Origin of the sequence: Nocardia sp. NPDC051981 (assembly GCF_040680715.1) — a bacterium.
Classification (GTDB): Bacteria; Actinomycetota; Actinomycetes; order Mycobacteriales; family Mycobacteriaceae; genus Nocardia.
Window position 1 is genome coordinate 436,345 of record NZ_JBFAXK010000002.1, and the last position, 19,310, is coordinate 455,654.

The 19,310-nt window shown below is 68.8% G+C and carries 17 protein-coding genes; 6 read left to right on the forward strand and 11 right to left on the reverse strand.

The window, feature by feature from the left end:
• Positions 1-111 precede the first annotated feature (111 nt).
• On the forward strand, positions 112-1,224 hold the full coding sequence (galK, locus tag AB0L60_RS05890; RefSeq protein WP_364607867.1) for a galactokinase: 1,113 nt from the start codon (positions 112-114) through the stop codon (positions 1,222-1,224).
• Between the two features lie 303 nt (positions 1,225-1,527).
• On the opposite strand, the gene AB0L60_RS05895 is transcribed toward galK, so the two are convergent.
• The 6 genes from AB0L60_RS05895 to AB0L60_RS05920 all read right to left on the reverse strand — a co-directional run bounded on the left by AB0L60_RS05895 (position 1,528) and on the right by AB0L60_RS05920 (position 9,517).
• Positions 1,528-2,250, reverse strand: a complete 723-nt coding sequence (locus tag AB0L60_RS05895; RefSeq protein WP_364607870.1) for a hypothetical protein — start codon at positions 2,248-2,250, stop codon at positions 1,528-1,530.
• Between the two features lie 134 nt (positions 2,251-2,384).
• Positions 2,385-3,740, reverse strand: coding sequence for a PepSY-associated TM helix domain-containing protein (locus AB0L60_RS05900; protein ID WP_364608564.1), 1,356 nt, complete (start codon positions 3,738-3,740; stop codon positions 2,385-2,387).
• 361 nt (positions 3,741-4,101) lie between these two features.
• A complete protein-coding gene (locus AB0L60_RS05905) occupies positions 4,102-4,677 on the reverse strand; it encodes a hypothetical protein (RefSeq protein WP_364607873.1) in 576 nt (191 codons plus the stop codon).
• 76 nt (positions 4,678-4,753) lie between these two features.
• Positions 4,754-6,415, reverse strand: coding sequence for an acyl-CoA synthetase (locus AB0L60_RS05910; protein WP_364607876.1), 1,662 nt, complete (start codon positions 6,413-6,415; stop codon positions 4,754-4,756).
• 252 nt (positions 6,416-6,667) lie between these two features.
• Positions 6,668-8,329: an acyl-CoA synthetase gene (locus tag AB0L60_RS05915; protein ID WP_364607879.1), complete on the reverse strand. Its 1,662-nt coding sequence runs from the start codon at positions 8,327-8,329 to the stop codon at positions 6,668-6,670.
• Positions 8,330-8,680: 351 nt separating this feature from the next.
• Positions 8,681-9,517, reverse strand: coding sequence for an SDR family NAD(P)-dependent oxidoreductase (locus tag AB0L60_RS05920; RefSeq protein WP_364607882.1), 837 nt, complete (start codon positions 9,515-9,517; stop codon positions 8,681-8,683).
• 107 nt (positions 9,518-9,624) lie between these two features.
• Between AB0L60_RS05920 and AB0L60_RS05925 the strand changes: the two genes are divergently transcribed.
• Together AB0L60_RS05925 and AB0L60_RS05930 are read left to right on the forward strand one after the other, a co-directional pair.
• Positions 9,625-10,410, forward strand: a complete 786-nt coding sequence (locus AB0L60_RS05925; protein ID WP_364607885.1) for a LuxR C-terminal-related transcriptional regulator — start codon at positions 9,625-9,627, stop codon at positions 10,408-10,410.
• Positions 10,411-10,501: 91 nt separating this feature from the next.
• On the forward strand, positions 10,502-11,308 hold the full coding sequence (locus AB0L60_RS05930) for an SDR family oxidoreductase (RefSeq protein ID WP_364607888.1): 807 nt from the start codon (positions 10,502-10,504) through the stop codon (positions 11,306-11,308).
• A gap of 16 nt (positions 11,309-11,324) precedes the next feature.
• Here the strand turns inward: AB0L60_RS05930 and AB0L60_RS05935 are convergent, their stop codons facing one another.
• Positions 11,325-12,233, reverse strand: a complete 909-nt coding sequence (locus AB0L60_RS05935) for a serine hydrolase (protein WP_364607891.1) — start codon at positions 12,231-12,233, stop codon at positions 11,325-11,327.
• 385 nt (positions 12,234-12,618) lie between these two features.
• Here AB0L60_RS05935 and AB0L60_RS05940 point away from each other — a divergent pair, with 385 nt between their 5' ends.
• Positions 12,619-12,903, forward strand: a complete 285-nt coding sequence (locus tag AB0L60_RS05940) for a hypothetical protein (RefSeq protein WP_364607894.1) — start codon at positions 12,619-12,621, stop codon at positions 12,901-12,903.
• A gap of 86 nt (positions 12,904-12,989) precedes the next feature.
• Here the strand turns inward: AB0L60_RS05940 and AB0L60_RS05945 are convergent, their stop codons facing one another.
• Complete coding sequence (locus AB0L60_RS05945; protein WP_364607897.1) at positions 12,990-14,237, reverse strand: acyl-CoA dehydrogenase family protein; 1,248 nt, start codon at positions 14,235-14,237, stop codon at positions 12,990-12,992.
• A 27-nt stretch (positions 14,238-14,264) separates the two neighbouring features.
• Entirely contained in the window at positions 14,265-15,647 is a 1,383-nt protein-coding gene (locus AB0L60_RS05950; protein ID WP_364607900.1) for an acyl-CoA dehydrogenase family protein, read from the reverse strand.
• 241 nt (positions 15,648-15,888) lie between these two features.
• Between AB0L60_RS05950 and AB0L60_RS05955 the strand changes: the two genes are divergently transcribed.
• Positions 15,889-16,152, forward strand: coding sequence for a hypothetical protein (locus AB0L60_RS05955; RefSeq protein ID WP_364607903.1), 264 nt, complete (start codon positions 15,889-15,891; stop codon positions 16,150-16,152).
• 126 nt (positions 16,153-16,278) lie between these two features.
• Positions 16,279-17,742 (forward strand): glycosyltransferase family 39 protein, encoded by a 1,464-nt coding sequence (locus AB0L60_RS05960; RefSeq protein ID WP_364607906.1) that lies wholly within the window; start codon positions 16,279-16,281, stop codon positions 17,740-17,742.
• 21 nt (positions 17,743-17,763) lie between these two features.
• On the opposite strand, the gene hisN is transcribed toward AB0L60_RS05960, so the two are convergent.
• Together hisN and AB0L60_RS05970 are read right to left on the reverse strand one after the other, a co-directional pair.
• Positions 17,764-18,549: a histidinol-phosphatase gene (gene hisN / locus AB0L60_RS05965; protein ID WP_364607909.1), complete on the reverse strand. Its 786-nt coding sequence runs from the start codon at positions 18,547-18,549 to the stop codon at positions 17,764-17,766.
• Positions 18,550-18,666: 117 nt separating this feature from the next.
• Positions 18,667-19,263: an NAD(P)H-dependent oxidoreductase gene (locus AB0L60_RS05970; RefSeq protein WP_364607912.1), complete on the reverse strand. Its 597-nt coding sequence runs from the start codon at positions 19,261-19,263 to the stop codon at positions 18,667-18,669.
• Positions 19,264-19,310: the final 47 nt, after the last annotated feature.

Consider the following 19,310-nt stretch of genomic DNA (forward strand, 5'->3'; position numbering starts at 1 on the left):
GCTCCGGAGCGGAGTTCGGCGAACCCGCAGGATCACTTTCCGCGAGACTCGTTATGCTCCCCAGCGAATCGAACCGTACGGCCTGCGCGAACCTGTGAACAGGAGCCGGAAGTGGAAACGACGGCGGGACGCTGGTGGGCCCCGGGCCGGGTGAATCTCATCGGTGAGCACACCGATTACAACGACGGCTACGTGCTCCCGATGGCCCTGCCATTGGGTGTGACCTGCACCGCGGCGGCCGGGCCGGGTGGTGTGGTGCGGCTGAGATCCCGGCAGGCGCCCGGTGACCCCGTCGACACCACCACGGCCGCCCTCGCCGCCGGCGGCTGGTCCGAATTCCCCGCCTGGTCACGCTACCCGCTCGGCGTCATCCGCGAATTCGAGCGACGCGGCCACGAGGTTCCCGGCATTCACCTCGACCTCGACGGCACCGTCCCGATCGGCGCGGGCCTGTCCTCCTCGGCGGCCCTGTCCTGCTCGGTCGCCATCGCCCTGCGGGACCTCTTCGCCCCTGCCATCACCGACACCGAGCTCATCGACATCGCCCGCACCGCCGAGAACGTCTACGCCGGAGTCCCCACCGGCACCCTCGACCAGTCCGCTTCTCTCCTCTGCACCGCGGGCCACCTCCTCTTCCTCGACACCCGCACCGGAGCCACCGAGCAGATCCCCTTCGACCTGGCCGCCTTCGGCCTGACGCTGCTCATCATCGACACCGGCACCCCCCACCGCCTGGTGGACAGTGACTACGCCGCCCGCCGCGCCGAATGTGCCGCCGCCGCAGCCCAACTGGACGCCCCCACCCTGCGCGACATCCCCTTCGCCGCCGAAGCCGATCGCCTCACCGACCCCCTCCTCCGCCGCCGCGCCCGCCACGTGATCACCGAAAACGCCCGTGTCCTGCAAATAGCCGAACAATTGCGCACCGGTGCCGACCCCCGCACCGTAGCCCCCCTCCTCACCGCCGCCCATCAATCCCTCCGCGACGACTTCGAAGTCTCCGCCCCACCCTTGAACGCCGCCGTCGACGCGGCCCTCGCCGCCGGCGCCCACGGCGCCCGCATGACCGGCGCCGGCTTCGGCGGCAGCATCCTCGCCCTCGCCGACCGCGACGACACCCCCGACATCGTCACCGCCATCCGGGAATCCTTCGCCACCAAGGGATTCCTCCCACCCCACGACTACACGGCCACCCCCTCGGCCGGAGCCCACCGCCTTCCCTGACCCGCGCTGTATCTCCAACTCGACGTCGGAGGCTGTCTGCCGTAACTGGATCCACGTGCGGCCGGACTCGAGCGGTGACCCTGCGCCGAGCAACGCGCTGTTCGCCGAGCCGCGAAACTGTAGTGCGTGTGGGTCATTCGCCCGGCCTCGGTCAGTTCGGCGGTATGTCAGCAGTGACCGTTGGTGTGCTGCTGTCGCCCGGGTCGGTGTAGATGGTGGCGGGACACCCATTTTCGGTTGTGGCCACGGTGCCGCCGGCCGATCCGGAAGTCGGTGGATCGGCCGGCGGCAACGGGTTTCGGGTTACTTCGCGGGCGTGATCGAGGGCTGGGTGATGGTTGTGAAGTACTGGACCGCGGCGGCGATGGCTACCGGGGCGGTTACGAACAGCTGGCCGGCGATGGTGCCGACGAAGCCGACGGCACCTGCGCCGATGAGGCAGCCGGTACCGGCTGCGCCGAGAAGCGGCACGAACATGGCGGCGAGGACGCCTGCGGAGCCGAGGGTGACCAGGCCGGCGGCTCCGACGGCGCCGAGCAGGCAGCCGAGAGCCGCGCCGCCGAGGCCGCCGGCCAGGGTGCCGACGGTGGCGCCCATGGAGATGGTGCTGGTCATGCGGCTCCAGGCGGCCTGTTCGCGCTCGTAGTCCGACTTCCAGGGGGCGCTGTTCTCGAAGGGCAGCGCGACCGGCTGGTAGACCGCGTGGGCGGTGTCGAACTGCGGGGTGAGCGTGGCGACGCGGTCGTGGATGTCGGCGGCGATCGGGAAGACGAAATCGTCCACCCGGAACGACAATTCGGTGCCCGCGACCGTGGTTCCGTCGGCGGCCTTGATCTTCAGGACGCCGTTGTCCACCACCAGCGACCCGGCATCCGTGCGGATGGTCAGGTCCCTCTCGCCGGTGGTGGCGCTGTAGTTGACGACACCCGCGTCGGACTGGGCGGGTGCGGCGTTCACGGTTCCGGCGGTGACCCCGAGCGCGGTCGTCACGAGGGCGGCGGACACGGCGAACTTGTTGAGCTTCATCAGATTTCGTCTTTCGTCAGTGCGGGTCAGGGTCCGCACGAATGGCGCGGCTCTGTTATGTGCGTGAGCCGCGAAAGGATGTGACTGGCCGACGGCACGGCCCGGAGGCCGTGTCGCTCAGCGGTTTTCGTGGACTAGGCGGTGGCGCGCAGGCGGGCTCCCACACCCACCAGCACGTCGATCACCAGGAAGCCCAGCAGCGGAATGCCGATCATGGGCGCGAACCAGCCGACCACCGCGGCGGCCGCTGCCAACGGCGCCAGGACGATCAGCGGGGTCTGCGCCAGTGCCCGGCGCGGGGCCTTGCCCGCGGCGAGCCTCGACTTCCCGGTCGGGCGGCGCCGCCACCACATGAGGTAGCCGCGCACGATCACCGTGACCAGCCCCGCCATGATGACCAGCAGCAACAGCTGATTGGCCAGGCCGAACATCAGGCCCATGTGGAACTGGATGCCCCAGTTGGTGAGCTTGGCCATGAGCGGCCAGTCGGAGTACGGCAGCTTGTCGGTGACATTGCCGGTCGCGCCGTCCACCGCGATGGCATCGCGGGTGTACTGGCCGGGCCGGCGCAGCTCCTGCGCCACGAAGGCCATGCCGTCCTTGGCCGGAATGCTGATCTCCAAGGGCCCGGTCAGGCCATTGGCCCGGGCGACGCCGTACACGGTGTCGACCAGTGCCGCCTTGTCGGCGGGAGGCATGGCCGCGGCCGCACCGCCACCATGGTGATCGTGTTCGCCGCCCGCGGACATGGCCGGACCGGCCGAGCCGGGCAGCTTGGCGCTCACCGCGGGCGTGGTCCAGCTCATCGCCTGCCGCAGCTGGGTCACGTTCTCACCCGCGTACTTCGACCAGGTCATACCGGTGACCGACAGCAGCAGGAGCACCGGCAGGATCCAGACACCCACCACCGCATGCCAATTCAGTGTCCGGGCACGCGTCCGCGACCGATCCGGCCGCAGCAGCCAGCCGGGCGACCGCTTCTCGCGCCGCGCCCGCACCCGCCGGTACCAGAGCACCAGCCCGGCCAGCGCCACCAGCCACAGCCAGGAGGCTGCGATCTCGCTGTAGTAGCGGCCGAACGCGCCCAGGTGCAGATCCTTGTGCAGCTGGTCGATCCAGGTGCGCATGGGCAGCGCGCCCGAGCTGCCGTAGACGACGCTGTCGCCCACCGGCTGCGCGGTCACCGGGTCGACGAACACCGCGCGGCGCTCGGATTCGCCCAGCGACGGATCGCTGAAGAGCACGCGCGTGGTCTCCCCGGCGTGCTGTCCCGGGGCCACCGCCACCAGCGCCAGATTCGGCTCGGCGGCCTGCCCGGCGGCGACCTGCTCCCGCAACGGCTTGGCCGGGCCGGTCGAATCGGTGTGCAGCAGGCCGCTGGAGGTGACGGTCTCCAGCGTCGGCGAGATCGCGTACAGCGCACCGGTCACGGCCGCGATCAGGATGAACGGCGCCACGAAAACGCCTGCGTAGAAGTGCAGTCGCAGCATGAGCGACTGAAAGGCATTGCCCGCGCCACGTTTCGGGGGCGGGCCGGACGGCGGCGGCTCCGTCGTCCGGGTAGGGGAGGGCGGCGGTGTCGTATCGACACCGCTGTCAGTGATTGTCACCAGCGATCTTTCGGGTTCGAGGGAACGCCCGGGGACACGCGGTACGGAGAGCGAACACGTCGAGGCAGCGCATGTCAGGGCACACCATGACCCCCTCATGGTGCGCACGCGACTGCCACCGCGTGTGCACAGCGGTCATGGGGATGCCCGGACGCGCATGACGCCACCACGACGGACGCGGGCGTACAGCGAAGTCACACGAACGCGAAAGCCCGTGTGCCCGGGTGTGAGAAGAAGAGAATCAGCCTCGAACCAGCGCGGGTGGTCCGCGAGTGCGGAAGACGTCGGCCGCGAAGATGCGCAGCACGACGAGATCCCGGTGCGCGATGGGCAGCAGCGGCGGCCCGATGAGCACCGGTAGTGAAACAGGTAGCGGCAGCGCCCAGGACAGCACCGTGGTGCCGATCCGATAGGCCGCCTCCGCACCGAGAATGACGACGGCCGCCGCGCACGCTGCCACGATGTGCGCGGCCAGCATGGCCGGACTCCACATCGAGGCATTGTGGTGGTGATGGTGCATGCTGCCCGGCGAGCCCCACATCATGCTGAAGTGACCCAGGAATTGCCCGCCGATCAGCGCGACCACCAGCCCGAGCGCAGTGGCGCGCAGCGTGTGCACGCTCGCCACCACCGCGCCGACCGCGGCCGAGGCGGCGACCAGCAGCGTCAGTGGACCGGACTCCAGGGGCGCGGCCCCCGAGATCCAGCCGTGCGCGGCCACCGCGAGCGCCCCGGATACCGAACCGGCCGCTCCACCGCGCATTCCCGCAGCGATGCTGCGGGAATGCGCTGTAGAGCGGCCGGATTCGATGTTCACGCGCTGATGATAACCAGACCTGATCTCGCCCCTATCCGTACCCTGCCGTTAACCGGCGGGGCGCTAACGGCTTTGGCTACTTCTCCGTGACTTCCATCTCGATCAGCGGCTTGCGCAGCAGCTTCCCGGTGGCATTGCGCGGCAGCTCATCGAGGAAGATCACCTCGCGCGGCACCTTGTAGCGCGCCAGGTTCTCCTTCACGTAGTCCTTGATCTCCTGCACGTCCCGCTTGGAGTCGGGCCCCGGAACCACGATGGCGCGCAGGCGCTTTCCGAAGTCGCGGTCATCGACGCCGACCACCGCCGCCTCCAGGATGTCGTGGCGGTTGGACAGCAGGTTCTCGACCTCCTGCGGGAAGACGTTCTCGCCGCCGGAGACGATCATGTCGTCGTCGCGGCCGTCGATGAACAGCAGCCCGTCGGTGTCGAAGTGGCCGACGTCGCCGGAGGACATGAGGCCGTCCACGAACTCCTTGGTGCGGCCGTCGGTGTACTGCTTGAAGGAGTGCCCGTTCTCGATGAAGATCGTGCCGGTCACGTTGGGCGCGGAAATGCGCTTGCGGTTCTCGTCGTAGAGCGCGACGCGAATGCCGACCGGCGCCTTGCCCGCGGTAGTCGGGGCCTTGCGCAGTTCCGACGGGGTGGCCACGGTCATGACCGCGCACTCGGTGGAGCCGTACACGTTGTAGAGGGTCTCGCCGAAGTAGTCGAGGGTGCGGGTGACGACGTCCGGCGGGATGGCCGAGCCGGCGGCGAAGACGACTTTCAGGGTCTCCGCCGGGTTGTACTTCGCCAGCGTCTCTTCCGGCAGGTCCAGGATGCGCTGCAGCATGGTCGGGACCACGGTCAGACCCTGCGCGCGGAACTTCTCGATATTGGCCAGCGTGCCCTCGGGATCGAAGCGGCGCTGCTGGAACACCACCCGGTTGCCCAGCGCGATCGACAGCGTGAACTGCGACAGGCCGGTGGCGTGGAAGATCGGGGCGGCCATCACCACGGTGCTGTTGCGCGGCAACGGGATTCGATCCAGGAACTGGGCCGTGATGAACGGGCTGACCTTGTCGCGCGGCGCGCCCTTGGGGGTGCCGGTGGTGCCCGAGGTCAGGATGACCATGCCGCCCGGCTTCGCCGGCGGGGCCAGCGGCGCGGTGGATTGCCCGGCCGCCACCGAATCGATGGTCGGAATCGACGGGTCGGCATTGTCCTGCTCGTCGACCCAGGTCAGGATGCGCGGAATCGCGGCCGGAATGGCCGACATCAGATCGAAGAACTCGCTGTCGTGCAGCACCGCCTTGACGTTCTCGCGGGCGGCCACATCGGTGAACTGCGGCTTGGCGAAGCCGGTGTTCATCAGCACCGCGCGCACGCCCAGCTTGCCGGCGGCGACCAGGCTCAGCACCATGCCGCGGTGGTCGCGGGCCAGTACGCCGATCACATCGCCGGGGCCCAGGCCCTGGGCGGCGAGGCCGCGCGCGAAGGCATTGGACTGCTGGTCGAGCTGCTCGAAGGTCAGCTCACCGCGCTCGTCGACAATGGCCGCGGACTTGGGATTGGTGTTGGCCGCGTGCACGACCGCGCCCGCGAACGGACCGAACTTCAGCACATTGAGCGCCGAGCGCACCGCGTGATCGGGGCGCAGCGGATTGAAGAGTCCCCCTCGGACCATGGCATTGACGCTGAGCGCCGTATCGCCGGCCTTGCGTAGAACCGTGCCAGCCGATGGAAGGGCAAGTGACATGGGTACAACCTTCCGCGATCCCCCGCCGGACGAGTCGGCCGACGGACCGCAACATCGAGATCCAGTGCGGTGCTAACCCTAGCAAGCGCAGGCAGCCGGGGGTGTGGCCGAGGTCTCCGTTACTCTCGGTTACGAATAAACCGCGCAGCTCGTGGTGGGGATCCCAGGATTGCCGCCATGTCGCGGGCGGCATCGGCGCTGTGCTGCCTAGTGACTGGCGCTGTGCCACCTACCGACTCGGCGCTGTGCCGCCTACTGACTCGCGAGGGGTGGCTCGTACTCCACGAGGACCCGGCGCAGCAGTTTGCCGGTGGCATTGCGCGGCAGATCGTCGAGGAAGAAGACGTCCCGCGGCACCTTGTAGCGGGCCAGATTGTCCTTCACATAGGTCTTGATCTCCTCGGGCGCGAGCTTCGCGCCGGGCTCGGGAACGATGAACGCGCGCAGGCGCTTACCGAATTCGACATCGTCCACGCCGACCACGGCCGCATCGAATACGTCGGGGCGCTCCAGCAGCAGGTTCTCGACCTCCTGCGGGAAGACGTTCTCGCCGCCGGAGACGATCATGTCGTCGTCGCGGCCGTCGATGAACAGCAGTCCGCGATTGTCGAAGTGCCCGACGTCGCCGCTGGACATGTACCCGTCGATGACCTCCTTCATCCGCCCGTCGGTGTAGCCCTTGAACGGCGAGCCCGAGCGGATGAAGACTCGGCCCGTCACGTTCTTGGCGAGGACGCGCCGCCCGTCGTCGTCGAAGAGCGCCACCTCGCAGGTGAGCGGCGCCCGTCCCGCCGTCCCCGGCGCGAGGGCCAGATCCTCGGGCCGGGCGACCGAGGCGATCGCGCATTCGGTGGAGCCATAGAGGTTGTAGAGCACCGGCCCGAACACCTCGGCCGTGCGCACCGACAGCTCCGGCGACAGCGCCGAACCGGCGAGCACGATCCCGGTCAGCGAGGAGGTGTCGTACTGCTGGCGAATCTCCTTGTCCAGCTCCACCATTCGATGCAGCATGGTCGGCACCGCCACCAGCATGTCGGCGCGGTGCTCGGCGATCAGGCGCAGCGTCCGCTCGGCGTCGAAGCGGCGCGCCATCACCACCTTGTTGCCGAAGGCGCACGCGGTCAGCCAGGTCGCGAACCCGGTGGAGTGGAAGATGGGGGAGACGATGACCATCGTGCCCTGCTGCGGAAAGTCGATGCGGTCCACCATCTGCACCGTCGACAGCGGTCCGGTGCGTTCGCGCGGGGCGCCCTTGGGCAGGCCGGTGGTGCCCGAGGTGAGGATGATGAAGCCGCCCGGCTGCTTCGGCGCGGGCAGCGGCGTCGGCGCGTTGGCCGCGATGAGCTCGTCCAGAGTTTTTGTGCCGGATGGTATTTCGGTGCCCTCGTCAACCCAGGTCAGGATGCGCGGAAGGTCCTCGGGCAGGGCGTCGAGCAGGCCGAGGAATTCGCTGTCGTGCAATACGACTCGCACGTTCTCGCGCTCGCAGACCTGGGCGAACTGCGGTTTGGCGAATCCGGTGTTCATCAGCGCCAGCCGCGCGCCGAGTTTGCCCAGCGCCACCATGGTCAGCACCAGGCCCCGGTGGTCGCGGGCCAGCACGCCCACCACGGTGCCCGGTTTGACACCGTTGCGCTGCAATCCGCGCGCCAGCGCGTTCGACTGCTCGTCCAGCTCGCGGTAGGTGAGCTCACCCCGCTCGTCCGCGAGGGCCGGCCGGTCCCCGAACAGGCGCGCCGCGCGCCGTACCGCGGTCGCCGGCGGCCCGAAAACCCTGGCGTCCCTGAGCAATCGGACCGTCCCCACCGGATCGGTGGAATCGCTCAACCCCAGCTCCCGCAAACGCCTCAGGCCCTTGAGCGCCTCACCGGTGTGCGCCATGCGCTGCCGAGCCGAATGCAGAACCGAGGCCATGCGGACCACCTCCGTTGACGAGCCGTCCACCGCCCGGACCCGACGGCGGTAGCGTCACCGTAACAGCGGCCTGTGACGTCCGTTACACAATTTCGGTCACAACAGACATACGGCAACTCTGAGCGAATCGCTCTACTGTGTTCACCTACTGATTGCTCGCTCGTAACCTGGGTCGCCCAGGCTGCGGGTTCCCCTGCCCCGAACCGATGAGGTACCCCATGGAAATTCTCGCCGCACTCGCCAACATCGTCGCCGCAATGAGCACCGGAAGCGCGTCGCTGGCCGCTATGTAATCCGGCGCTCACCCGAACAGCCCGCCGACCGATCGGCGGGCTGCTCGCATTTCCGGGCTCAGGCATCGTCGAAGCCGGTGGTCAGGCCCAGCTGGGCGGTGGCGTCCAGCTCGGCGGCGACGGTGGCCAGCTTGCCGCGGATGGCGCCGACCGCGTCCGGGCCCAGGGCCAGGCGCAACGGGGCGTCCGCCTGGCCGATCACCGCGAGGACGGCGGCCGCGGCCTTGCCGGGATCGCCCTGCTGCTGCTGGTCGGAGGCGGGCAGGCCGTCGCGGATGGCGCTCACGGTGCCGGCGTAGTCCGGGATGGCGGAACCGATGGTGAGGGCGGCGGGCTTGGCGAAACCGGTTCGGAATTCCCCGGGTTCGACGATCAGCACCTGGATGCCGAGCGGATTCACCTCGGCGGCAAGGGCTTCACTGGCCAGCTCCAGCGCGCCCTTGGCGGCGCTGTAGGCGCCCACGCCCGCGAAGGACAGGAACCCGCCCATGCTGGTCAGCTGGACGATGGCGCCCGCATGGCGCTCGCGCATCTGGGGGAGGACCAGCTGGGTCAGCCGCAGCGGGCCGAAGAACATGACCTCCATGGCGTCCCGCAGATCGGCCTCGGTGGTCTCCTCGATCGCGCCGACGATGCCGTAGCCCGCGTTGTTGACCAGGACGTCGATCCGCCCGGCCTCCTTCACCGCCCGCTCGGCGGCGGCCGGGTCGCGCACGTCCAGGGTCACCACCTGCACCCGGTCCGGGTGCGCGGCAACCACGTCCGCCATGGTCTCGGGGCGGCGCACCGCGGCCACCACCTCGTCCCCGGCGGCCAGCACGGCCTGGGTGAAGGCCGCGCCGAAACCGCTGTTGGCTCCGGTGATCAGCCAGCGGCGGGAGGTCTGTGCAGTCATGGGTAGCTTCCTCGATCGGTTCTTCCGGCGGGTCCGCCGGAGTGCTGTCACCGACAATGCCCGCGCGCGGCGTGCCACGGTATGGCCCAAAGGTGGAATATGGACCGGTGACCGGAGCCCTCACCGACCCCACTCGCCGTCCCCGCCCGCTCCCCGAGGGCGACCCGTTGAGTGCCGAGGACCATCGGCGGCTGATCGGCGTGCTCGAATCGGTGGATCGGGCCGGGGATCTGACCGAGTTCAGACAGCGGCTGCTGCTGGCCCTGCAGGGCTGGTTCGGATTCACCGGAGTCGCTGTGCTGCACGGTGATTCGCTCGCCGAGGCGATCCGTGAGGGCTGCGGTATCCAAGGTGGGTACACCTCCGAGTTCCTCGCCGACTACGCCGCGCGGTGGATCGACGCGGATCCCCTGCGCGGCGAGCTGGTCGCCGATCTGCTGCGGAACCGGGGCGTCATCCGGCTCAGCGAGGTGCCCGGCGCCACTCCGTTCCTGACGGACTTCCTGCGCCCCAACGGAATCAACGACAAGGCCGCCATGCTGGTGGACGGCGGTCCCGCCGGTGTGCTGTATGTCGGTATGGCCGTGGCGGACTCGCTGCGGGTGCCGGAACGGGACGTTGCCGTCCTGCACTCCCTGCGGCGGCACCTCGCCCCGCTGGTCGCCGATCAGCTCACCCGGGACCGGGAACGGCGTGAGACCGCCGCGAATTGGCAACTGACGCCCCGGGAATGGGAGGTCGCGGATTTGGCGGCCCGCGGACTCACCAACCGGCAGATCGCCGAGCGCCTGTTCATCGGCGTCGACACCGTGAAGAAGCACCTCAGCCGGGTGCTGGCGGAGACCGCCTGCACCAGCCGCACCCAGCTGGCCGTCCGCTTCGCGGCGGCCTGACCACGCTCGCGGTGGCCTGATCGCGCCACCATCCGGTATCGAACCGGTCGATCCGGGTACCGCCGTCGAGACAGCGCCGCAAAATCAGGTGATGAGCGACGTCTTCGATTTCTCCGGCCGGACGGTCTTCGTGGCGGGCGGTACCAGCGGCATCAATCTTGGTGTGGCTCGAGCCTTCGCGCGGGCCGGGGCCTCGGTGGCGGTGCTCTCGCGCACGCCGGACAAGGTGCGTGCAGCCGTCGACTCGCTCGGTGAATGCGGGGTCACCGCCCTGGGTTTCGTCGCGGACGTGCGTGACTACGAGGCGGTCGCCGAGGGCCTCGCCGCCACCTGCACCGAGCTCGGCGAGCTGGACGTGCTGGTCTCGGGCGCGGCCGGGAACTTCCCCGCCGCAACGGAATCCATGTCGGCGCGGGCCTTCGGAGCCGTGGTGGACATCGATCTGAAGGGCACCTTCAATGTCCTGCGCGCCGCCCGCGAGCACCTGCGCACGCCCGGGGCGTCGGTCATCACCATCTCGGCGCCGCAGTCGACCGTGCCCATGACCCTGCAGGCGCACGCCTGTGCCGCCAAGGCGGGCGTGGACATGCTCACCAAGGTCGCGGCGCTGGAATGGGCGGCGGCGGGCATCCGGGTGAATGCGGTGGTTCCCGGCCCCATCGAGGACACCGAGGGCATGGGCCGCCTGGCTCCCACTCCCGAATTGTCCGAGCTGGTGGCCAGATCCGTGCCGCTGGGCCGCTACGGCACCGCCCAGGAGATCGCCGACTGCTGCCTGTGGCTGGCGTCGCCGTACGCCACCTACGTCAACGGCGCCGTCATCCCGGTCGACGGCGGCTGGTCGCTGGGCGGCGCCTCCGAGGTCTTCACCGCCATGCGAAATCTGCTGGCGGGCTGATACTTCCCGCGCCGGCTCAGTGCCCGCCCGAGGCGATCTTCTTCGGATCGATGAACGACTGCAGCGGCGACAGATGCGTGTAGGTGTCGAACAGCGACCGGCCCAGCGTGGCATGCGCCTCCACCACCGGATTCGTAGCCCCGTAGTTGTCCGCGTCCGGCGCCTGATCGGCGAAGAACGAGAACACCACCAGCGGCGCCCCCGCCTCATCGAACATGATCCCGGTATCGTGCCGCTTGTCATCGGACGCACCGTGTTTGGTGGCGAAGCGGGCCCGCTCGTCCGAGGACATGTTGCGCCGGATCCCGTCGGTGTACCCCACCGCCGTCCACGTCATGATCCGCAGCACCGCCCGCGTCGACTCCCTCGACAGCAGCGTCCCCGACGCCAGCCGGAACAGCAGATCGTTGTTCTCCCGCGCCGTCGTGTTCCCCAGATAGAACCGGCTCTCACCGGGTATCGGCAGCACCCGGGTCGCCTTGAACCCCAGCCGATCCAAGATCTCGTTGATCTGATCCCCGGACACGAAACGCGACAACAACCGCACCGCGGTGTTGTCCGACACCTGCAGCATGGTCGTCAGCAGATTCGCCACCGTCAGCTGATCCCCGAACGCCGCCTGGTTCAGATACAGCCCGCTGCCCTCGGCCACCATGTCGGCATCCAGAGTCGTGGTGTCCGACAGCTTGATCCGCCCGGCATCCACCTCGGTCATCACCGCGGTCATCACCGCCAGCTTCTGCACGCTGGCCCCCTCGATGACGAAGTCGGCGTCCTCCTCGACGACCGGAACCGGCTGCCCCGACCCGAGATCGCTTACCAGACAGTGCCACCGGCCTCCGGCGACCTTCGTGATGGCCCGGTACTGGGCATCGAACGCCGGGCCCACCACCGGCACCCCGGCCCGGGACGTCCCCGTCCGCATCATCCCCCCCGCGGCGATAGCACCGGCCCCCAATAGCATCCGCCTACTGAATCCACGCACCGGCGAAACCTATCCGCGTAAATCACATTTGGGCAACCAGAGCCCGAAACTCCCAGCTGGTGTCGCCGAGTCGCGTGGTCCAGCCGATCGGCGTCACGGATCAGGTCATACAGTGGCCGCCGCCCGGGCCGCGCCCCAGTTGACCGCCAGTTTCAGCACGTACCCGGCGGCCCGCAGCCAGCGCTGGTCGTCCGTAGATCGGCGACTTCGAGATCGATACGGGATTCGGTGTGAACCGAGACCGATTCGACTACCGATACAACCCTGTTGTTCCGGCCGATGGGACCCGTTCACTGTGCATTGTCAGATGCAGTCCACTGTGTCGGTGGCGATCGACCTCGATCCCTATTCGGCCACCGACGCGAGTCAGCTGCTCGGCGGTGGAAACATCGCACCGGGCCCGAATCTGCTTGCCACTGTGCAGTGGACGCCGACCACCACAGGTGCACACACCATCGAAGCGTATGGCTGCGCCAGCGGCGTTGGATACCCTGGCTACCGGCCCCCGACCGCCACACTGCCCGTGACCGTGTCCGCTGCGCAAACCAGCACCGGCAGCGCCGACTCCCTCCCGGTTATCGGCAACCTGCTGAAGGCGCTCGGACTCTAACCCATCACGGACCAGGGCGTCCGGAAGCAGGAAGACCGGTGCGAGCCAAGAATACGGCCCGCACCGGTCTTCCGTTGTGCCAGAATTTACTTCAGCTTGTCGCTGCCCAGTCCGAGGACGCGGCGGGCGACGATGAGCTGCTGGATCTGCTGGGTGCCTTCGAAGATGTCGAGGATCTTCGAGTCGCGGGCCCACTTCTCCAGCAGGGTGCGCTGGGAGTAACCCGTGGTGCCGGCGAGTTCGACGGCCTTGAGGGTGACGTCGGTGCCCATGCGGCCGGCCTTGGCCTTGGACATGGAAGCCTCGAGGGAGTTGGGCTTCTTGTTGTCGGCCATCCACGCGGCGCGCAGTGACAGCAGGTAGGCGGCTTCCCAGTCGGCCTCCAGGCGGAGGAATTCCGCGGCGGCGGCGTGCTGGTTGTTGGCCGGCTTGTCGTAGGAGATCTCGACGCCCGCGTCGGTGAGGACGGTGCGGAGCTCCTCGAGGGCGGCGCGGCCGACACCGACGGCCATGCCGGCGACCAGCGGGCGGGTGTTGTCGAACGTCTGCATGACGCCCGCGAAACCCTTCTCCACATTGACTTCCGGCGAGCCCAGGATGTTGTCCTTGGGGATGCGGCAGTCCTCGAGGCGGAGCTCGGCGGTGTCGGAGGCCTTGATGCCCAGCTTGTGCTCGAGGCGGGACACGGTGAGGCCCTTGGCATCCCGCGGCACCACGAACGACTTGATGGCCGCGCGGCCCAGCGACTTGTCGACGGTCGCCCACACCACGATGTGGGTGGCGCGCGAACCGGCGGTCACGAAGATCTTGGTGCCATTGAGCACCCACTCGTCGCCGTCGAGCACCGCGGTGGTGGACACGGCCGCGGAGTCGGAACCGAAGGACGGCTCGGTGATGGCCATGGCGGCCCACACCTTGCCGAAACGCGACAGCTGCTCATCGGTGGCGACCGCCGCGATGGCGGCGTTGCCGAGACCCTGGTAGGGGATCGACAGCATGAGGCCGACATCGCCCCACGAGGTCTCCAGCGCGTTCATCAGCGCGGACATATTGCCGCCGTTGGTGTTTCCGAGCAACTCGGTGGCGTGCGCGTCCTTGGACCCGGCGCCCTCGGTCTTCTCGCCGGCCTTGCGGCCACCGGTGGCGCCGGAGACGTCGGCCGAGCCGGAGTCGGACAGGCCCTCGACCATGGCGGCCATGGTGTCCAGCTCGACCGGGTATTCGTGCTCGGCCAGGTCGTACTTGCGCGACGCGGGACGGAAGATCTCCTGCGCGACCTGGTGGGCCTGGTTGGCGCTGGCCCGCAGCTTCTTGGGGAGTTCGAGATTGATCATGAGGTGTCTCTCCGTTGAGAAGTCGGGTCAGATGAGGACGATGCCTTCGGCCACGCCGACGCCGCGCAGATCGCGGTACCAGCGCTCGACCGGGTGCTCCTTGGTGAAACCGTGGCCGCCGAGCAGCTGCACGCCGTCGAGCCCGATCTGCATGCCCTTGTCGGTGGCCAGCTTCTTGGCCAGCGCGGCCTCACGGGCGAAGGAGAGCCCCTGCTCCGCGCGCGACGCACCCCGCAGCGTCACGAGCCGAAGACCGTCCAGCTCGATCGCCATATTGGCGACCATGAACGCGACCGCCTGGCGGTGCGCGATCGGCTCACCGAACGCCTCACGCTCCTTCACGTACGGAATCACGTAGTCCAGCACGGCCTGACCGGTGCCGATGGCCAGCGAGGCCCAGCCCAGCCGGGCCAGCCGCACGGCGTCGGCGTACTCCTCGGCACGCTGTGCGCCCTCCGAGTCGCCCAGCAGGGCGGTGGCGGGCACGGCCACATTGTTCAGCACCAGCCGGCCCAGGCCCGCGGCGCGCATACCCATGCTCGGGTCCGCCTCGATCACCACACCGTCGGTGTCGGACTCGACGATGAAGAAGGTGGGGCGGCCGTCCAGCTCGGCGGCGACGATGAACAGCTCGGCGTCACCCGCGGCCGGGACCAAGGTCTTCACGCCGTTGAGGCGGAAACCGCTGGGGGAGCGGGTGGCCTTGGTTCGCAGCGCGAACGGATCGAACAGGGCCTGCGGCTCGGCGACGACGACCGAGGCCTGCGGCACGTTCTCACCCGTGAAGGAGCCCAGGTAGGTCTGCTGCTGCGCGTCGGTACCCCACTGCGACAGCGCGATCGCGACACCGCTCGGCGCCAGGATCGGCAGCGCCAGGCCCATGTCGCCGTACGAAAGCGCCTCGGCCACCAGCGAATTGGTGACCGCGCCCCGCTCGGACGCCGCACCCTCGAGCTCCTCGGGCACGTTGATCAGGGTGATGCCCAGCTCGGCGGCGCGCTCGAGCAGGTCGCGCGGGGCCTTGGCGGAATTGTCGGCCTCGTACGCGGCCGGGCGCAGGATCTCGCCTGCGAAGTCGCGCACCGTCTCGACGATCATCTGCTGCTCGTCGGTCGGGGTGAGGTCGAAGTAGTCCTTCCGGCGAGACTCGTTGGCGGGCAGCCGCTTCGGAGCCCCACCGCCGGCGACCTTCTCGAACACCCGGGTCGCCGCGCCCAGGGTGCGGAACCCGGTCTTGGTGCCCTCGTAGGTGATTCGTTCGATCGGCTTGCGCAGCTTGTACTTCTCCGCCAGCTCCGATCCCGTGATGGTCGTCATGACCCGCATCGCCGCGCCCATCCAGTCACGTTTGACCGGGTTGAGGCCAACGGCGGAGGTATCCCGCTTCGTTGCGGTGTCTCGAGTGCTCATAATCACCAGTTTTCTATCGAGGAGGTGGGTGATCCTGCCCAGCAATCTTACTCCTGAGTAAGACTATCTTACTTCAGAGTAAGAACTGGCGTCGAGGATTGTCGAATCGGCAGGTCAGGGCAGTCGTTCGAGCTTACCGACCGGTATCACGCGGGATCTAGTGAAACAAATATGCTTCAGAAGCATCCGAGGTGGGCTAGGGTGTCGGCGCATAACCCGCTCCTGATGGAGGTTTGTACATATGAAGATTGCGCTCGGAACGGCGGGCATCATTGCCGCCGGTCTCTTCCTCGCCGCCCCCAACGCCAGCGCCGACGTGCAGCTGCAGCCGATCGATGTGGGCATCAGCGGTTCCGGTGTCGGCCTGGGCACCGGATCCGGTGGCACGGGTGGCTGCATCAGCGGTGTCGGCACCGAGATCGGACTCGGTTCGGTCGGTGTGGGCTCCGCTGCCCCCGGCGGCCCGTTCCTCGACCTCGGCTCGGTCTGCGTACCGCTCGGCTGAGAGACAACGGCGTAGCGACGCTGGATAGCTGAGCGTAGCAACGCGCCCGGTGGCGGGACCGCAGCCCGCGCCGGGTACCCCCGGCACCGGTGGCCCGGCCACCCCGGAGATGCGACGATGCGGGGGATGCGCGAACGGCCGGTCAACGCCTCGGGTGGCGAAACGTACTGGATAGCCGGAATTTTCGCGGTGCTGCTCACCGCGCTCTCCGGACGGTACGGGTACCACCGCGACGAGCTCTACTTTCTGGCCGCGGGACGGCGATTGGACTGGGGATACCCCGATCAGCCGCCGCTGGTGCCACTACTGGCCCGCGCGATGTCGGCCATTGATCCGAATTCCGTACTGCTGCTGCGTCTTCCGGCGACACTGGCGGCCACCACCGTGGTGATCTGCGCCGGACTCGCCGCCCGCGAACTCGGCGGCGGCCGGGTGGCGCAGGCGGTCGCGGCCGGGACCATGGCGTCGGCGGCCGTGGTGGCCGGCGCCGGGCACACCCTCAGTACCGCCGACATCGATCTCGCGGTGTGGTCGGTATTGATACTGCTGGTCCTGCATCTGCCGCGGCCCGACGCCGACCCGCGATGGTGGCTCGTGATCGGCGCGCTGGCCGGAATCGGGGTGCAGAACAAGGCCCTGATCGTGGTTCCCCTTGCCGCGCTGGCCTTTTCACTGCTCCTGGTAGGACCGCGAGAAGTGTTCGCCACCAGGTATTTCCCGCTCGCGCTCGGGATCGCGGCGGTGATCAGCGCGCCCTACGTGGTGTGGCAGGCGCGCAACGGCTGGCCGCAGTGGGCGCTGAGCCGGGCCATCGCGGGCGGGTCCTCCGGCAGCTCGAATTCGCGAATCGGGTTCGTGCTCCTGCAATTCGGGCTGATCGGCGTGCTGCTGGTGCCGCTGTGGGCGTTCGGCCTGTGGTGGCTGTGGCGGCGCTACCGGGCCTTCGCCGTCGCCTACGCGATGCTGTTCGTCGGCTACCTGGTCATGGTCGGCAAGGCGTACTACCTCGGCGGGATGTATCCGCTGCTGGTGGCCGCGGGCGCCGTCGGACTGGAGCCGCGGCTGAGCGGGCATCGGATACGGCTTGCCGGACTGACTTTCGTCATCGCGCTGAATGCCGTGTTCTCGGCGGTGGTTTTCCTGCCCGTGCTCCCGATGTCCGTCCTCCGGGACCCGTCGGCTCTGCTCGCGATCAACAGGGAGGCGGGAGAGACCGTCGGCTGGCCGCAGTTCACCGCGCAGATCGCCGATGTCCGAGCGCATTCCGCGCCCGACGCCGACCTTCTCACCGCCAACTACGGTGAGGCCGCGGCCCTCGAACACTTCGGCGGGCGCTACGACCTGCCGACCCCGTACAGCGTGCACAACGCGTACTGGTGGTGGGGCCCGCCGCCGGGCGCGCACGAGGTGCTCGTCCTCGGCATGCCCGCCGACCGGGTGAGCCGCTTCTGCGTGGATCCGGAACCATTGGAGCACTTGGACAATGGCCTGAACATCCGCAATCTCGAGCAGGGGCGCGCGATCATCCTGTGCCGCACACCCCGCCGCCCCTGGGCCGAGATGTGGCCCGCCATGCGGCAACTCGGCTGAGGCTCGGACCCCCGGCCCGGATCAGGCCTGCAGGGCCGCCAGCACCTGGTCCTGCAGATGCGAATTGGTCGCCACCGCGCTCCCGCCGTGCGGCCCCGGCTTGCCGTCCAGCGCCGTGAAGGTGCCGCCCGCCTCGCGAATGAGAATGTCCAGCGCCGCCATATCCCACAGCGACAGTTCGGGTTCGGTGACGATGTCGACCGCGCCCTCGGCCAGCAGCGTGTACCCGAAGAAATCGCCGTATCCGCGCACCCGCCACACCTCGTCGGTGAGCGCGATGAGCTTGGCCCGGCGCCCGATGGCCCGCCAGCCCGACAGGCTGGAGATCGCGAGGCTGGCCGCGCCCAGCTCGGCTACCGCCGATACCGAGATGGCCCGAGGCTCACCCTGCTCGAAGCTGCTCCACGCGCCGTGACCGGTCGCCGCCCACCAGCGTCGCGCCAGCGCCGGCGCGCTGACCACGCCCACCACCGGCACGCCGTCCTCGAGCAGCGAGATGAGCGAGGCCCACACCGGCACCCCGCGCACGAAGTTCTTGGTCCCGTCGATCGGGTCTATGACCCACTGCCGGCCGCTGAATTCGACGTCCCCGCCGAACTCCTCACCGAGCACCAGGTCCCCCGGCCGCTCGACGGCGAGGATCTCCCGCAGCGTCCGCTCGACCGCCAGATCCGCATCCGACACCGGCGTCAGATCCGGCTTGGAATCGATCTTCAAATCGAGCGCCCCGAACCGCTCACGGGTGATCCCATCGGCCGCGTCGGCCAGCTTCAGCGCGAGTTCCAGGTCAGCGGAGTATCCGGTCACGCCCCAGCACGTTAGTCCTCCCCCGTTAACAGGTGGTGTCCCACGTCCCCAACACCGAGTGGCATACCGGTGAGGTGAATTGCCCGTTTTCGTGCGCGCCGGTGCGCCACCCGCCGATCACGCGGGGACGGCGGCAGTGCGGGCCGCGGTGAGGGCCGTTGCCCACCAGTGGAGTTGCTCGAGGAGGTGGGTGGCGGAGTCGTCGAATTCGGTGGGGTTGGGGAGGGTGCCGTCGGGGGCGAAGTGCAGGAAGTAGCGGGGGAAGGTGACGGTGGAGCGAACGGTGTGGGCGTTGAGTTCGTTGAATACGGTGCGCAGGGACTCGATGGCGAGCAGGCCGCCGGTGCTGCCGCCGTAGCCGACGAATCCGACCGTTTTGCGATCCCACTGCGTGAAGTGCCAATCGATCGCGGTCTTCAGCGAGGCCGGGAAGCTGCGGTTGATATCGGGCGTGACGACCACGAAGGCGTCGGCGTCGGCCAGTCGCTCGGCCAGCTCGGCGGTATTGCCGGGGCGCACCGGGTTCGGGTCCATGAGCGGCGAGACGGCGGGCAGGGCGTGTGGCAGCGGGTAGTCGGCCAGGTCGATGACATCCACCTCGAATCCGCCGTGGGCGCGGGCTCGCTCCGCGAACCAGTTCGCCACCACCGGTCCGAAGCGGCCCTCGCGGACGCTGCCGATGATCACCGCGAGGCGCGGGGGAGTGCTGGTCATTGTGGGTCTCCTTCGAGATTCGCCGCGACCGGTCGGCCGCTCGAGAT

Coding starts and splice junctions, on each gene's coding strand:
- AB0L60_RS05895 (WP_364607870.1), bottom strand. CDS start 2,250: ATGAAGCTCAACAAGTTCGCCGTGTCCGCCGCCCTCGTGACGACCGCG.
- AB0L60_RS05900 (WP_364608564.1), bottom strand. CDS start 3,740: ATGCTGCGACTGCACTTCTACGCAGGCGTTTTCGTGGCGCCGTTCATC.
- AB0L60_RS05910 (WP_364607876.1), bottom strand. CDS start 6,415: ATGTCACTTGCCCTTCCATCGGCTGGCACGGTTCTACGCAAGGCCGGC.
- AB0L60_RS05915 (WP_364607879.1), bottom strand. CDS start 8,329: ATGGCCTCGGTTCTGCATTCGGCTCGGCAGCGCATGGCGCACACCGGT.
- AB0L60_RS05920 (WP_364607882.1), bottom strand. CDS start 9,517: ATGACTGCACAGACCTCCCGCCGCTGGCTGATCACCGGAGCCAACAGC.
- AB0L60_RS05930 (WP_364607888.1), top strand. CDS start 10,502: ATGAGCGACGTCTTCGATTTCTCCGGCCGGACGGTCTTCGTGGCGGGC.
- AB0L60_RS05935 (WP_364607891.1), bottom strand. CDS start 12,233: ATGCGGACGGGGACGTCCCGGGCCGGGGTGCCGGTGGTGGGCCCGGCG.
- AB0L60_RS05945 (WP_364607897.1), bottom strand. CDS start 14,237: ATGATCAATCTCGAACTCCCCAAGAAGCTGCGGGCCAGCGCCAACCAG.
- AB0L60_RS05950 (WP_364607900.1), bottom strand. CDS start 15,647: ATGAGCACTCGAGACACCGCAACGAAGCGGGATACCTCCGCCGTTGGC.
- AB0L60_RS05955 (WP_364607903.1), top strand. CDS start 15,889: ATGAAGATTGCGCTCGGAACGGCGGGCATCATTGCCGCCGGTCTCTTC.
- AB0L60_RS05960 (WP_364607906.1), top strand. CDS start 16,279: ATGCGCGAACGGCCGGTCAACGCCTCGGGTGGCGAAACGTACTGGATA.
- AB0L60_RS05970 (WP_364607912.1), bottom strand. CDS start 19,263: ATGACCAGCACTCCCCCGCGCCTCGCGGTGATCATCGGCAGCGTCCGC.